This window comes from Kitasatospora sp. NPDC088548 (assembly GCF_044753005.1).
Lineage (GTDB): Bacteria > Actinomycetota > Actinomycetes > Streptomycetales > Streptomycetaceae > Kitasatospora.
In genome coordinates, this window is record NZ_JBIVMI010000002.1 from 394788 (window position 1) to 408452 (window position 13665).

Genomic DNA, 13665 nt, shown 5'->3' on the forward strand with positions numbered 1-13665 from the left:
CCCCCAGCCGATCCCCCAGCCCCCGCGAAGGAGTCCCCGGTGGCCACGCACCTGCCGACCCCGGTCCGGCTGCATCTGACGGGCCTGCGCGTCCTGCTGGTCTTCACGGTGCTCTGCGGTCTGGCCTACCCGCTGCTCGTCGTCGGGATCTCGCAGGCCGCCCTCTCGCACCGGGCCAACGGCTCGCTGGTCAGGGAGCGGGGCCGGGTGGTCGGCTCCGGCCTGCTCGGCCAGAACTTCACCCTGCCGGGGAAGGACCCCGCCGGCCCCGACGGGCAGGCCCGGCCGGACCCGCGCTGGTTCCAGCCGCGCCCGTCCGCGGCCGGCGCGGCCGGCTACGACCCCACCGCCTCGGGGGCCTCCAACCTCGGTCCGAACGACGCGGGCCTGACCAGGACCGTCCAGGAGCGCCGCGCGGCGACCGCCGTCTTCGACGGTGTCGACGCGGCCCTGGTCCCTCCCGACGCGGTGACCGCCGGCGGCTCCGGCCTCGACCCGGACATCTCCCCCGCCTACGCGCAGGAGCAGGTCGACCGGGTGGCGAGGGCCCGCGGCCTGGACCGCGGCACGGTCCGGCGGCTCGTCGAGGCCCACGTCCGGGGCCGCACCCTCGGGTTCCTCGGCGAGCCGAGGGTGAACGTCCTCGCCCTCAACCTGGCCCTCGCCCGGCTCGGCTGACCCGGGGCGTCGCGCCGGACCGTCATCAGTCGGCGTGTCATCAGCCGACGTGTGTCACCAGCCGGCGTGTCACCAGTCGGCGCGCGGAAGCCCGGTGGCGGCCAGCGGCAGGACGACCCTGACACGGAAGCCGCCGCCGGGCCGCGGCCCGACCTCCAGTCTGCCGCCGACCATGGCCACCCGCTCACGCATGCCGATCAGACCGTGCCCCGTACCGCCGGCGCCCCACGCCAGCGACCGGCCGGTACCGCCACGGCCGTCGTCCTCGATCAGCACCCCCAGCCTGCGGTCGCCGAAATCCACCGTCACCCGGGCCGTGGGGTCGGGCCCCCCGTGCTTGCGCACATTGGCCAGCGCCTCCTGGACGATCCGGTAGACGGCCAGTTCGACCCCGCGCGGCAGCTCGCGCGACTCCCCGGAGACGGAGAACTCCACCGGCAGACCGGCGGTCCGCACCTGCTCCAGCAGCTCCGGCAGATCCTCGACACGCGGCTGCGGCACATACTCCTCGGCCGTGCCCGCGGCGCGCAGCACGCCCAGCAGGCTGCGCATCTCGGCCAGCGTCTTCCGGCCGGTGGAGGCGATGGTGCCCAGCGCCTCCCTGGCCAGCGCCGGGGAGGTCTCCACCACGCACGCGGCGCCGCCCGCCTGGACCGCCATGAGGGAGACGTTGTGGGCCACCACGTCGTGCAGTTCCCGGGCGATCCTGGCCCGCTCGTCCGCCACGGCCACCCGGGCGTTCGCGTCGCGTTCCTGCTCCAGCCGCACCGCCCGCTCCTCCAGCGAGATCAGATAGGCACGGCGCGTGCGGATCAGCCGCCCCCAGGCCCAGCAGAGGAGGAAGGGGCTGGAGAGCAGGACGGCCCACAGGACCGCGTGGTCGGGCGCCGGGTGCCTGGTGATCAGGCCAAAGGCGAGCAGGCCGGTCAGCAGGCAGCCGACCAGGGCCAGCCGTGAGATCCACACCGAGCCGAAGGTCGCGCCGGTGTACGCGAAGACCAGGTAGGCGATGCCCTCGCCGTCCGGGTGCATGTCCAGACACGCCTGGGCGAGGCCGAGCACCAGTGCGCCCGCCACCACCGCGTCCGGCCGGCGGCGCCGGACCACCATCAGGCCGCACAGGACCAGGGCGACGGCGTCCTCCGCGCGCAGGCCTCCCTGCCACGCGCCGTGACCGTCGAGCCGGGAGAGCGCGGCGAGGCAGAACACGGCGAACGCCCAGGCGCCGTCGACCGCCAGGGGGTGCTCACGGAGCCAGACATCGAGGCGCGTCATCAGTCCAGAGTAGAAATACGAGGTTCCCCGCGGCTAAGCCGCAGGGGTGATCCTCCCCTCCTCCTCAGGTCGCACACCGGTGGCCGCGGCCGCGGGCAACTCCCCGGCGGCGCCGGTGTTCTCCGGCAGCGCGGCCGGCTCACGTCGCGTCAGGAGTCGCCCATCGGGAGCCAGCCGGCGAACGAGCCGTCCGCCTTCTGCCGGTTGTCGTAGAGCCGCCCGTCGATGCCGATGGTCACCAGGTCGGTCAGGCCGTCGCGGTCGATGCCCGCGGCGGGGACACCGACGATGTAGCCGCCCAGGTGGGTCCAGGCCCCGAACGAGCCGCTGTCGTCGCGGGTGCTGACGCTGACGGCGCCGTCGCGGTTGCGTACGGCCACGACCGTGCGGCGGCCGACCACCGGTCCCGGGGTGGCGATGGCCGCCTCGCCGCTGCCGCCGTCGTCCGCGGTGCCGTTGAGCGCGCGGCCCTGCGGGCTCCATGCGCCTCCCTCGGCGGCCTCGGTCAGGACGGCGGTGGAGGAACTCGCGTACTGGTCCAGCGGATCGGCGGCATCGATACTGCGGTAGTACAGTTCCAGCCGCCCATCGGGGCCCACCGCCGCGCTGACGGTGCTGGTGGGGGCGATCACGGGAAAGCCGGGGTCGATGACCGGCAGCGCGCCGGGCGCGGGCTGGTACCAGTGCCGGACGGTCGAACGCCCGCCCGTGACGGAGAGCGCGAACACCTCGATCCGGCCGTCCCGCGTGGTGACGGCGGTGGGCGGCCCCTGGAGGTCGTGCTGCCCCAGGTCGGCCCAGCCGCTCCAGGCGCCGTCGCCCTCCCGCTGCCAGCGGGTGCTCAGACCGCCGTCCCGGTTGCGCACGAAGAGCTGGAGCCGCCCGTCCCCGTTGGACGCCACGACCGGGGTGCTGACCTGAAGCGCGGCATTGCCCAACGGGCCTGCGGCCTGGGCGATTTCGTTCGGGCTGCCGAGCGGCTGCCACGTCCAGCCCCCCGTCCCGTCCTGACGGCAGGAGACGATCTCGCCGGTGTCCGCACGCTGGCCGAAGACCGCCGGCCGGCCGTCCTGGTCGCGCCCCACGGACAGGCCCGCGACCAGCGGGCCGCCGGGCGTCCCGAGCATGTTCGGGCCTCGCCAGGCCTTGTCCGCGTCCTCGTACCACTCGTAGAGCCTGCCGCTCTCCACGACGAAGGCGTGCAGCGCGCCGTCGCGGTCGGCGGTGACCACCTGCGTCGACCGGGGTGAGCGCGGGTACTGCCGGGACTGCCAGCACCGGTACCGCTTCTGGTCCGCGCAGACGCCCGGGGTCAGTTCGTCGGCCAGTTCGTCGTCGGTGGGCGCGTAGGCGCCCTCGAAGGTGGCGTGTTTGCCGGCGCTCTCGGCCGAGGCCAGGTTGGCGGGCGAGTTGCGGGTGTTGTAGTCGCGGTAGTGCTCCACGACCACCCGCCGCCGGCCGGTGGCGGAGTAACGGTCCACGGCCGCCTGCCCGAACCAGGCCGCCCGTATGTGGTCGCCGTGGTCCGCGGCGAGGGAGGGGTCCGGGGCCGGGTCCTGGACCCGGACCAGCGTGGCCTCCTCGGCTGCCAGCAGGCCGTTCAGGACGCCGATCAGGGCCGCCCGGTCGTAGCGCTGGGGCCACACCCCGCCGGCGCCGTCCATGTCCAGGGTGCTGCTGGAGAGAGCCGGGTCCCGCCACAGCCGGTCGAGTGCCTCGCCGCCGAGGTAGGCCGCGTCCCGGTCGGTCCACTCGGGCAGGTTGAGGAAGACCACCCGCGTGTACGTGGCGCTCCTGAGCGTGTCACGCTCCACGGCCGGACCGCCTTCGACCGGCCGGTACACCTCCCTCATCCAGCAGCCGCTGCCGTCGTCGCCGCAGCCACGCACACCGGCCATCTGCGCGTAGGCCCGCCGCACGCCCCTCTGCCGGTCCCTGGCGTAGGCCGGACCGCGGTTGGCGTCCCCCGCCGTGATGAAGACGGTCACGACGGGAAACCCGCGGCGGATCGAGCTCGACACATCGGGGTTCATGAACAGCAGGTCGTCGTCCTGGTGCGCGACGATCTGGACGATCTTGCCGGGGCGCACCCCGGGCACCGCCTGGGGCGCGTGCCACACCGGGAACACCGCCAGCACCAACGCGAGCGCGCCCACGGATCGCTTCCTCAATGCCCCTCCCGGTCCTGCGGCTCGCAGAGCCTACCAAGCGGATCCCGGGCACCTGAACAGCGGTGATACCCGCGCGGGCGGGGGCGGAGGGCGGGGTGCTACGCGGTGAACGCCCCGTCCCGCTGTGCCGCGGGACGGTCGGCCCCGTGGTGCTCGAAGCGGGACGGCACGGGGAAGTACTCCTGCAGGAAGTCGCGGACGGCGCGGTCCTGTTCCTGCGGCCCGACGGCATGACGGGCCCCGTCCGCCAGACAGAACACGTCGGCCCAGCGCTCCCGCGTCAAGTCGTCCAGCCGTTCGAGGTCTTCGGCGCTGTCGGCGGCGAAGTAGCCGTGGTAGAGGTGGCCGTCGACCGCGCGACCGGAGGCGTGCGCGAAGTTGGTGACGAGGGTCACCGGAGCCAGGTCCGTGGCGGAGCGGAACGCGGACCGGGTGGTGGCGGCCAGGCCGTCCGCGAACCGCTCGGAGGCCTCGTCCATCACACTGCGGCGCAGCGGCTGCGGCACATGGGCGAGGACCAGCGGGTACGTTCGTCCGCACTCCCGCTCCAGGACGGCGCGGGTGTTCTTCTGGGCCGCGACGTAGACGGCGTCGTCCGGGTTCTCCTCGTCGTGGACGGCGGCGTCCGGGTCGTTCACGTCCGGCGGGATGACGCGTGTGTCGCGGAAGATCTTCGAGAGCCCGTTGCCGAGGAAGAACGCCTGCGGGCGCACGGGCCGGCCGAGGAACACGTCGTCGTTGATGTACAGGAAGTGCTCGGCGAGGCCGGGAATCAGGTGGAGCCGGGTTTCGATGGCGTGCGAGTTGAACACGGGCAGGGCGTCGGTGCCGGCGAACAGCTCCCGGTGGGAGACGACGGTGAGCCCGGGCTGCGAGGAGTCGAGCCAGGCCGGGGTCTGGTCGTCGGTGACGAGGAAGACGTGCCGCACCCACGGGGCGTGGGCGGCGATCGACCGCAGGCAGTACCGCAGTTCGTCCCGGTTGTGGTAGCGGTGGTCGGCGTCTCCGGGCAGTTCGGTGCCGTCCCGGTCGGGTGCGTGGCCCGCGAGGCCCGCGAGGACGCGGGCGCGGGTCGCGGTGCGGCGCTGCTGCCATTCGGGGTCCGAGTCGTCGACCCAGGTGATGACCACGTCGACGGGGAAGCCGACGTCGTCGGGGAAGGTCGCGGCCAGGGCGTCCAGCACCGGGTAGTTTCGGCCACGTATCCGCAGGTCGGCCGTCGCCTCCAAGGAGGGGAGCCACCAGCCGAAGCTCGTTTCCGCGATGGAGGCGATCGCTCCGGGACCGGGCTCGGCGGAGTCCCAGAACTCCAGGTCACAGCCGTAGTCGGCGCCGTAGTACTGCGGTCCCTGCGTGAGGCGGGGACGGTAGAGACGGATGCCCTTGACCCGGTCCCGAACCTGCTCCTGCTCCTGCTCCTGCTCCTGCTCCGCCGGGTCCTCCGCGTCGCGCTCGTCCTGTGCGCCGCGCTCCGTCGGCAACTCGTCGGCCGGCGCCTCGAACTGTGCGACGGCCACGGGAAGTTGTTCCGCCAGGACGGTGCGCAGCGTCCTGCCGTGCTCCAGCAGATCCGCGTAGACGGCCTGACCGGCGAAGGCGGTCGCGCAGGCGTCGAGTACCGCGGCCCGGTCGCCGGGGCGGATGGCCAGGCGGTGCCGGAACTCGGGGTCCGGCACGAGCGCGAAGGCCAGGCCGGCGGCCCGCAGCGCGGCGGCGGCCTCCTCCAGGTTCTCGTCCCAGGCCTGCGCCGGCCAGTAGTCGCCACCCGGGTACGCCAGGCGATCGCCGTGGCGCACCACGGTGGACAGCTCCTCGGCCAGCTGCGCCTCCCGTTCGGCCAGCGGGTCGGGGGCGGGTTCGGCGGGCGCGACGGGTGCGGCGGGCGGCGCGGGTTGGGCGGGGACGGGAGCGGGAGGCTGAGGCGCCTTGGCGCCGACGATTCCGAGCAGGCGCTTCCGAAGGATGGCGGCCACGTGGGTACTGGGCATGGGGGACTCCGAGAGAGAACGTCGGCCAATCCGGGGCAGCGCCCGGAGATGCCGTGTCAGGGCCGGTGTGTCAACGGGTTCGCCCGTCGGGCGGTGGGTGGTACGCCTCGACGGGACGGGGCGGGGTGGTCCTGCGGCGGTCGGGCCAACCACCCGGCGGTCCGTCCTGCGGAGTTCGCCGGGGTACGGACCCCGGCGGGTCGCCCGGATCGGTCCCCGGACAATCCCGGTGGCTACAGCCCGCAGAATCCGGCATGCCCATGCGGAAGCCGGGCAGCAGCGGAACATCGCCGAAGAATCATCGCATTCATTGAGAATCCCGCAGGTCAACTGGATGCCGCATTAATAACGCCAAGGCCGCTGGCGCACAGTAGGCGATCATACGCATCTTTGACTCGCCCATTGCCCGTTATTCGTAACGACCTCATATCGCCAAGGTCTCAACCGAATTCAGGGGCGGCCGGGCCGGCGACCGATCTGCGGCAAGTGTCGCTCTTGCCTCCGGCACATCTCCGGGCGGCTCCACCGAGGAGGTCACGGCCCGAACGACCCTGCCACCGCAGGGCCCGCCCCCGGAACCAGGCACGGGACGGCAGGGGAGGGCGGCCACGCGCCTCGCGATTCCCACCCGCACCGCGAAGGCCGCCGCCCGGCCGAATACCCACCGGGAGAACGACGTTGACGCACCACCTTCGCCCGGGCTCGCGCCCGGAAGCCCTCGCCCCCACCCGATTCCCCCGGTTGATTTGTCCACGCTTCGCCTGCCATGCATACGCCTGCGGAAGAAAGGGCCACTTTGGGCCGCTCCTGCCACGGGCACGACAAATGCGGGCGAATTACGGGCGAAGAGCCGCCTGCCGGGCCCGGCCACCGCAGACCCCGCCCCGGGATCAGCTCCGAGGCGGAGCGGAGTCGGACACCGCCTCACGGGCAGGGCACTCCATCGAGGCGGCCCGCGACCATCACGCCCTCGCGCACGTCTCCCCCCACCCCATCGCACCGTGCTGCGCCAGACCTGGCTCAGGCGACTGCAGCCGAAGCGCAAAGTCAAGTGACAGACAGTCAGAAACGTTCACGCTCAAGATGTTTGCGGCAAGGATCGTCCACAGAACGGGCGGACTCGGAGGCCGGTCGATCGGGCCTCCGCCCCCTCCCCGCCCTTGGCTGTCAGAACGGGGCGGCGGTGCCGCCGGCTCGGCGGGAGGACGTGGTGCCGCCGGACGCGAGGACCGGAAGCGGCGCGATCCCCGGGCCCGCGGTGAGGCGGGCGAGGTGGTCGACGACATCCGTCAGCGAGCGGCGGCGGGCGAACACGGCCCGCTGCCGGTCGGCGCCCGTGCCGCAGGTCAGCTGGCGGTGGAGGAGAATGCGGGCGAGTTCCAGGTCCCCTGCCCTCGCCAGGCCGGGAGCGGCCAGTTCGAGCACCTCGTCGACCAGCCCGGACACGGGTCGGCGGAGTCCGGTGGACGGGTCCGTACCGACGGCGGCGAGACCGCCGAGTGCGGCTCGCCGGTGGGCGTCCCGCAGAACCGCCGGGGCCATGCGCGGGGGTGGGGCACCGTCGCGGTGCGCGGCAAGGAGCACCTGGGCGAGGCCGCGCAGCAGGACGGCCAGCAGGAGCGGGACGCCCGCATCCGCGTTGGTGTCGGCGATCCGCACCTCCAGGGTCGGCAGGTGTTCCGACGGCCGGGCGTACCAGTAGACCATCTTCCGGTCGAGGATCACGCGGTGGGCGATCAGCCGCCGCATCGTCTCCTCGTACTCTCTCGGATCCAGGACCGGGGCGGGTCCGCAGGTCGGCCACGCCTCGTAGTGGCCGGCCCGGCTGCTCGCGGCACCGCCGTCCCGGCCCTCGCAGAACGGCGAGTTGACACAGAGCGCCTGCAGGACCGGCAGCCAGGGGCGCAGGTGCGCGCTGAGCGCGAGGGCCTCGGACCGGCTGAGGTCACCGAGGTGGACGTGGCAGCCGCAGAGTTCGCCGCCCCGCTGGTCGGCGATCCGGCCCACGTGGTCGGCGACGCGCCGGTAGCGGTCCGTCGGCGTGAGCGGCAGCGGGTGGTGGCTGGGCAGCACGGCGGTACCGGAGGCCACCAGCAGGCACCCGGTGTCCTCCGCCGCGGCGGCCATCGCATGGCGTGCCGCCGCCAGTTCCCTGCACAGGTCGGCGGCCGTCACGACGGGGCGGGTGCACACCTCGACCTGGGTGGCCAGGAACTCGTGCTGGGCCCGGCCGCCCAGTGTTCGGGCGGCCCCCGGCACTACGCGGTGGGCTCGGGGAACGGTGAGCCGCGTGGCCGGATCGACCAGCAGGAACTCCTCCTCGACGCCGAACCTGAACACGCCGGGGCCGGTCACGGCCGCGCTCCCGTGCGGGAAGGATTCCCTGTCATGGTGCTCCGCTCCGGGCAAGGTGTTGTCATCCGGCGTGTTTCCCGAACGGGCAGCCGGAAACACACGCCCCTGCCGCGGAAGGGCGAGGGCCCGGGCGCGGCCGAGGCCGACGGTCAGCGCAGCAGGACAGCCAGCAGTTCCGCCAGCGTCGGGCCGCTGTCGGCGGGGTGGCGCAGCTGTTTGCCGTCGATGACGCGGTAGATGTTGGCGCGTCCGACGCGGTGGTGGCTGAGATAGCCCGCCGCTTCGAGGTCGGCGATGATCCGCTGGACCGCTCGCTCGGTCAGCAGGCAGCGGGCCGCGATGTCCCGCACCCTGATGCCCGGGTCCCGGGCGATCTGCACCAGGACGCGCGCGTGGTTGGTCAGAAACGTCCACTGACGCCCGACCGCCTGCTGCTCTTCCACCTCTTCAGGATAGGACGATCACGCTGAACAAGACATGAAGTGGAATTCGCGCATTCCTTGACACGAAATGCGCTACGAGGTCAACGGTGAGTGAGGGAGTTGCCCGGACGCGCGCCGGCAGGCCGCGGACCGTCGCGGCAGCCACGGCACGGCGCAGGTCGGCGTCCGAGGTGTAGGCGCCGCCGACCTGGGCAGCCGCCCGGCATGCTGTTGATCAGACCACCGGGCGTCTACCCGCCCCAGGGCGACACCGAGCTCCTGCTCTCCTGCCTGCGCCAGGAGTCGCTGGACGCCGCCAGCCGGGTGCTGGACCTCGGCACCGGGACCGGTGTGGTGGCCCTCGCCGCCGCCGGGTCCGGCGCGCGGGTCACCGCCGTGGACCTCTCCGCCCGGGCGGTGGCGACCGCCTGGCTGAACGCGAGGCTGAACCGCCGCAGGGTGCGCCTGCTCCGGGGCGACCTGGCGGCCCCGGTCGCCGGACAGCGCTTCGACCTGATCACCGCCAACCCGCCGTACGTCCCCACCTGCGAAGACGTGGCGCGGCCCCGCCCCAGGCGCACGCTGGCCTGGGACGCCGGGGCGGACGGGCGGCTGCTGCTGGACCGGATCTGCCGGGAGGCGCCGCAACTGCTGGCCAGGGGCGGGGTGTTACTGCTGGTGCAGTCCTCGCTGGCCGATGTCCCGGCGACACTGGCCACGCTGCGGTCGGCCGGGCTACGGGTGGCGGTGGCGACCCGTCGCAGGCAGCCTTTCGGGCCGGTGATGACGGCGCGCGCCGGACTGTTCGAGCGGCGGGGGCTGATCCGGCCCGGCGAGCGCGAGGAGGAACTGGTGGTGGTGCGCGGTGTCCGGGAGCGCTGACCGGGCCGCGACCCGGGTGACCGTCGTGCCGGGCGGGCCGCTGCTGGTCGAGGGCCCGGTGGAGGTTGTCCTGCCGGACGGGACGGTCCACGTCTCCGACCGCCCGGTGGTGGCACTGTGCGCCTGCCGGCGCAGCCGTCGCTATCCGTTCTGCGACACCAGCCACCGGCGCCGCGCCCGGCCGGGGCGGGCTTCAGCCCCGGCCGTCGGGCAGGAATGAGCGAAGCGAGCTGCGGCCGGCCCGCCACTGGCCGAGCAGGTGGTCCGCGAACCGGCCGTCGACGACTTCGGCGGCCGCGATACCGAACGCGATATCGTCCTCCAACCCGGGCTCGGCGCTGATCAGTTCATCGATCACCCCACGCCGGACCAGTTGCTCGTGGACGGCGTCCGCCTCGACGTGCTCGCGGTAGAACAGCGTGCCGTCCGGCCCTGCGCCGAGGCGTTCCAGGGCTGCGGCCAGGCGGGCGGAGCCGGGCGAGGAGGTGATCTCGACAGTGGCGAAGTGTCCGACGGCGGCGCCGCGCAGCACGCGGTGCAGGCCGAACAGCGTCATCAGGTTGACCACCGCGAGCGCGGGCGCGGGGACGAGGCCGAGGTAGTGCCCGTACTCCGCGTCGAGGCCGAAGTCGGCCATCATCCGGGCGAACAGCAGTGAGTGGGCCCGGTCGGGCCGACCTGCGCCGTACTCGTCGTACGCCACCGTCATCAGCACCGCCTGGGCGGGGCCGTGGATCCGCGGCAGCATCCACAGCTGCGGGTCGGCCTCTTTCAGGTGGTAGACCGAGCGGTGCACCAGATACTCGCGCGCGTGCCACCGCGCACCCTCGGCGAGCAGGAAGTGCGACGGCCCGGTCCCCTCGGCGGGCTCCGTCAGCAACCGTTCCAGGGCCTGGCGCAGCGGCCGGACGGGCTCCGCCCCGGCGCGCACGGCGGCGAGGAACGGCCGTTCCAATTCTCCTCTGAACGAGAGCAGTTCGGGCTCCCACTCCCAGCCGGGGTGGACGCCGGGCAGGCCGCGGTCGTGGAGTTCGTAGCAGAGGTGGAGGGCGAGCTGGTGGTCCTCGCCCCACGGGTCGGTGCCCGGGACGGGCGGCACGAGGAGCCGGCCCGCGCCCGGCGGGCCGGAGGTCACCAGGCTCAGCACCGCCTCGGACAGCGGGCCGCGCGGGCCCGGGAGCCGGTTCACCGCCCGCTCCGGCGGCCCTCGGCGAAGGCGCACAGTACGGCGAACCCGACGCCCAGCGCCAGGGCCCAGCAGCCGGTGATCGCCCAGAACACGGCCGCCGGGGAGGTCCGCAGCCCGCCCATCAGCAGGCCCAGGGAGAGCAGGCCCAGCACCAGCACCGTACGGGGCCGTACGCCGCGCATCACCTCCCAGGCCCGGCTTCGCAACCCGAGGCCGAACCTGCGCAGCAGCGCGTCCGGCTCGCGGTCGCGGCGCGTCTCGGTCCCGCTTCCGAGCGGTGCCGTCTGGTCCTGCTGGTCCTGCTGATCCATCGTGCCCGCCTCCTCGCGGTCGCCGTTCTCGCCGCCGAGCGGCCCCCGGTCGCGCCCGGACCGACCCGGCCGGTCCACGGCGACGGCTCCGCCTCAGTCCTCCTGGCCGGGCCGGTCGGTCCAGCCGGGGGCCTCGCGGTCCTCCAGTTGCTCGCGCAGGCGGACCAGGGTGGCGGTGAGCAGCCGGGAGACGTGCATCTGGGAGACGCCGATCCGCTCGGCGATCTCGGACTGCGTCCAGCCGTCCCAGAAGCGGAGCTTGAGCACGGTCTGATCGCGGCGCGGCAGTCGGGCGAGCAGCGGGCGCACGGCGATGCGGAACTCGGCGAGCTCGATGCCCGGATCGCAGTCACCGAGCCGGTCCAGCAGGGCGCTGCCGGTTTCGTCGGCATCCTGGTCACGCAACGCGTCCAGCGAGTCGGGGTGGTAGACCCGGCCGGCGACCAGGCCCTCGATGACCTGGGCCTCCGTCAGGTCGAGGCCCTCGGCGATCTCGTCGGGGTGCGGGAGGCGGCCGAGATCCTGCTCCAGCAGGTCGGAGCCGCGGGCGACGGTCAGGTACAGCTCCTGCATGCTGCGCGGGACCCGGACCGGCCAGGAGGTGTCGCGGAAGAACCGCTTGATCGCGCCCGCGATGGTGGGGATGGCGTAGGTGACGAACTCGACGCCGCGCTGCGGGTCGTAGCCGTCGACGGCCTTGATCAGACCGATCGTACCGACCTGGAGGATGTCGTCCATGTCCTCGGCGCGGTACCGGAAGCGGGCGGCGATGAAACGCACCAGCGGCATGTTGAGTTCGATGATGGTGCCGCGCACGTAGCTGTACGCGCGCGTCTCGCGGCCGAGTCCGGCCAGGCGCTCGAACAGCGCGTCGCTGAGTTCGCGTGCCTCGGACTTGTCCATCGCACGCAGTTGCGCGTCGGTCGGACGCGGTGGCAGGTCGGGCGGGAGACCGGACGGCGGGGCGGCCGTCCGGTCGGTGGAGTGACCGGTTTCCAGTGTGGTGAACACGGTGGTTTTCTCCTGGGCATCGGGGCGAACGCCGCGAGCGGCTCGCGCTCAAGCGCGGCGGGCTGCTTTCCGGAGGACCTGTGCCCGTCTTCAAGCGACGGTCCCGGTGGCACCCGGCGGGGGTGCTGACGCGGCCGGCTGTGCGTCTGGGCCGCGTCATGGGTTTTTCTACCCGACACACGACATCCAATTCATGTTTTGGGTGGTTTGTTGCTTTTTCTCCGGGTATACGCGCTCGGGCAACAACCTCGGCCGAGAGAGGAGCGACCGCCATGCCGCGAGGATCCAGCCCCAAGCGGGAGCGCCAGTACGAGCACATCAAGGAGAGCGCGCTCGACCGGGGCGAGAGCGAGAAGCGGGCGAAGGAGATCGCCGCCCGGACGGTGAACAAGGAACGCGCCCGGCACGGCGAGTCGAAGACCGCGAGCCGCAGTTCCCTCCAGGACATGTCCTCCAGCCGCCGCGGTGGGCAGCGCTCGCACAAGGGGGCCCAGGGCCCGACCTACGAGCAGTTGTACAACGAGGCCAAGCACCGCGACATCAAGGGCCGTTCGAAGATGAACAAGCGCGAGCTGGCGCACGCGCTGGGCCGTTGAGGAGGCCGTCGTGAAGACCGTCCCGGCCGTGATGACCATCCCGCCTCCCCCGGGCCCGGACACCGAGCCGATCCCCCGCCCCGACCCTGCGCCGAAGCCGGGCAAGGACCCCGACCCGGTTCCGCCGCCGATCCCGCCCTTCCCGAATCCCGGCCCCTTCCCGGGCCCCGATCCGGCACCGCCGCCCAGGCCACACCCCGGGCGGACCTGACCGCGCAGGCCTGACCGCGCCGGCCTCCGGGGGCAGACCTGGCTGTACCGAGGGGGCAGACCTGGTAGTGCCGAGCCCGAGGGTCAGCGGGTCTCAGCGGGTCAGCGCCGACGGGCGCCGTGGTCCATCGGGGACGGAACCTCCAGCCACACCAGCTTCCCCTCGCCCTCGGGCAGACAGCCCCAGTCGCGCGCCAACCGGTCCACCACCCGCAGACCGTAGCCACCAGGACGACCGGGGTCGGCGAACGGGCGCAGCCGCGGCGGGACCGGGCTGGCGTCCGAAACCTCCACCCGCAGCCGCTCGCCGTCCCAGCTCAGCCGCAGTTCCCGAGGGCCGCCGGGCGCGTACAGGCACGCGTTGGTGACCAGCTCCGAGACCATCAGCAGGACGTCCCCCGCCACCGCCAGCTGCCCGGCGTCCGAGGTGGGCAGCCAATGCCAGGACACCAGGGACCGGCGGCTGAAGTCCCGGGAACGCTGCACCGCGCCTTCGCCGCCGTCCAGCACGAGCCGCCTGGTCCGGTCGGAGCCCTTTGGCGCGGGGCCTTCGCCTGGGCGCTTCATGCCGGGCTCC

The 13665-nt window shown here is 73.3% G+C and carries 13 protein-coding genes; 4 read left to right on the plus strand and 9 right to left on the minus strand.

The genetic code is table 11. From position 1 onward, the window contains the following. Window positions 1-39: 39 nt before the first annotated feature. Window positions 40-678 carry a K(+)-transporting ATPase subunit C gene (gene kdpC, locus ACIP82_RS04725; RefSeq protein ID WP_363608377.1) on the plus strand — a complete coding sequence of 213 codons (639 nt, stop codon included), beginning with the start codon at window positions 40-42 and terminating at the stop codon, window positions 676-678. A 69-nt stretch (window positions 679-747) separates the two neighbouring features. On the opposite strand, the gene ACIP82_RS04730 is transcribed toward kdpC, so the two are convergent. From ACIP82_RS04730 to ACIP82_RS04750, 5 genes are all read right to left on the minus strand, one after another. Beyond that, a complete protein-coding gene (locus tag ACIP82_RS04730; protein ID WP_400650837.1) occupies window positions 748-1953 on the minus strand; it encodes a sensor histidine kinase in 1206 nt (401 codons plus the stop codon). A 149-nt stretch (window positions 1954-2102) separates the two neighbouring features. Next, on the minus strand, window positions 2103-4109 hold the full coding sequence (locus ACIP82_RS04735) for a hypothetical protein (RefSeq protein WP_363608373.1): 2007 nt from the start codon (window positions 4107-4109) through the stop codon (window positions 2103-2105). 113 nt (window positions 4110-4222) lie between these two features. Further along, window positions 4223-6112, minus strand: a complete 1890-nt coding sequence (locus ACIP82_RS04740; protein ID WP_400650841.1) for a stealth family protein — start codon at window positions 6110-6112, stop codon at window positions 4223-4225. Window positions 6113-7279: 1167 nt separating this feature from the next. After that, window positions 7280-8467, minus strand: coding sequence for a YbdK family carboxylate-amine ligase (locus tag ACIP82_RS04745; RefSeq protein ID WP_400650843.1), 1188 nt, complete (start codon window positions 8465-8467; stop codon window positions 7280-7282). Window positions 8468-8616: 149 nt separating this feature from the next. Next, on the minus strand, window positions 8617-8910 hold the full coding sequence (locus ACIP82_RS04750) for a helix-turn-helix domain-containing protein (protein ID WP_363608367.1): 294 nt from the start codon (window positions 8908-8910) through the stop codon (window positions 8617-8619). 204 nt (window positions 8911-9114) lie between these two features. Here ACIP82_RS04750 and ACIP82_RS04755 point away from each other — a divergent pair, with 204 nt between their 5' ends. Then, window positions 9115-9771 carry a HemK2/MTQ2 family protein methyltransferase gene (locus tag ACIP82_RS04755; RefSeq protein WP_363608365.1) on the plus strand — a complete coding sequence of 219 codons (657 nt, stop codon included), beginning with the start codon at window positions 9115-9117 and terminating at the stop codon, window positions 9769-9771. Beyond that, on the plus strand, window positions 9755-9991 hold the full coding sequence (locus ACIP82_RS04760) for a CDGSH iron-sulfur domain-containing protein (protein WP_400650845.1): 237 nt from the start codon (window positions 9755-9757) through the stop codon (window positions 9989-9991). Before ACIP82_RS04755 ends, ACIP82_RS04760 begins: the two co-directional genes overlap by 17 nt. On the opposite strand, the gene ACIP82_RS04765 is transcribed toward ACIP82_RS04760, so the two are convergent. The 3 genes from ACIP82_RS04765 to ACIP82_RS04775 all read right to left on the minus strand — a co-directional run bounded on the left by ACIP82_RS04765 (window position 9965) and on the right by ACIP82_RS04775 (window position 12282). After that, window positions 9965-10960, minus strand: coding sequence for an iron-containing redox enzyme family protein (locus tag ACIP82_RS04765; protein ID WP_363608363.1), 996 nt, complete (start codon window positions 10958-10960; stop codon window positions 9965-9967). The two genes, ACIP82_RS04760 and ACIP82_RS04765, sit on opposite strands and share 27 nt — an antisense overlap. Further along, window positions 10957-11271 carry a hypothetical protein gene (locus ACIP82_RS04770; RefSeq protein WP_400650848.1) on the minus strand — a complete coding sequence of 105 codons (315 nt, stop codon included), beginning with the start codon at window positions 11269-11271 and terminating at the stop codon, window positions 10957-10959. The genes ACIP82_RS04765 and ACIP82_RS04770 overlap by 4 nt, the downstream gene beginning before the upstream one ends. Before the next feature lie 93 nt (window positions 11272-11364). Next, the gene (locus ACIP82_RS04775; RefSeq protein WP_400650850.1) at window positions 11365-12282 is read right to left on the minus strand and encodes a SigB/SigF/SigG family RNA polymerase sigma factor; all 918 of its coding nucleotides are present in this window, start codon (window positions 12280-12282) and stop codon (window positions 11365-11367) included. 272 nt (window positions 12283-12554) lie between these two features. Here ACIP82_RS04775 and ACIP82_RS04780 point away from each other — a divergent pair, with 272 nt between their 5' ends. Then, window positions 12555-12878, plus strand: a complete 324-nt coding sequence (locus tag ACIP82_RS04780) for a plasmid stabilization protein (RefSeq protein ID WP_400650853.1) — start codon at window positions 12555-12557, stop codon at window positions 12876-12878. Window positions 12879-13190: 312 nt separating this feature from the next. Here ACIP82_RS04780 and ACIP82_RS04785 read toward each other — a convergent pair whose 3' ends face one another. Continuing rightward, window positions 13191-13655, minus strand: a complete 465-nt coding sequence (locus ACIP82_RS04785; protein WP_363608356.1) for an ATP-binding protein — start codon at window positions 13653-13655, stop codon at window positions 13191-13193. Between the last annotated feature and the right edge of the window lie 10 nt (window positions 13656-13665).

Excerpts from the sequence above, each read along its gene's own strand:
- ACIP82_RS04780 (WP_400650853.1), top strand. The coding sequence starts at position 12,555 with ATGCCGCGAGGATCCAGCCCCAAGCGGGAGCGCCAGTACGAGCACATC.
- ACIP82_RS04770 (WP_400650848.1), bottom strand. The coding sequence starts at position 11,271 with ATGGATCAGCAGGACCAGCAGGACCAGACGGCACCGCTCGGAAGCGGG.
- ACIP82_RS04730 (WP_400650837.1), bottom strand. The coding sequence starts at position 1,953 with ATGACGCGCCTCGATGTCTGGCTCCGTGAGCACCCCCTGGCGGTCGAC.
- ACIP82_RS04785 (WP_363608356.1), bottom strand. The coding sequence starts at position 13,655 with ATGAAGCGCCCAGGCGAAGGCCCCGCGCCAAAGGGCTCCGACCGGACC.
- ACIP82_RS04755 (WP_363608365.1), top strand. The coding sequence starts at position 9,115 with ATGCTGTTGATCAGACCACCGGGCGTCTACCCGCCCCAGGGCGACACC.
- ACIP82_RS04740 (WP_400650841.1), bottom strand. The coding sequence starts at position 6,112 with ATGCCCAGTACCCACGTGGCCGCCATCCTTCGGAAGCGCCTGCTCGGA.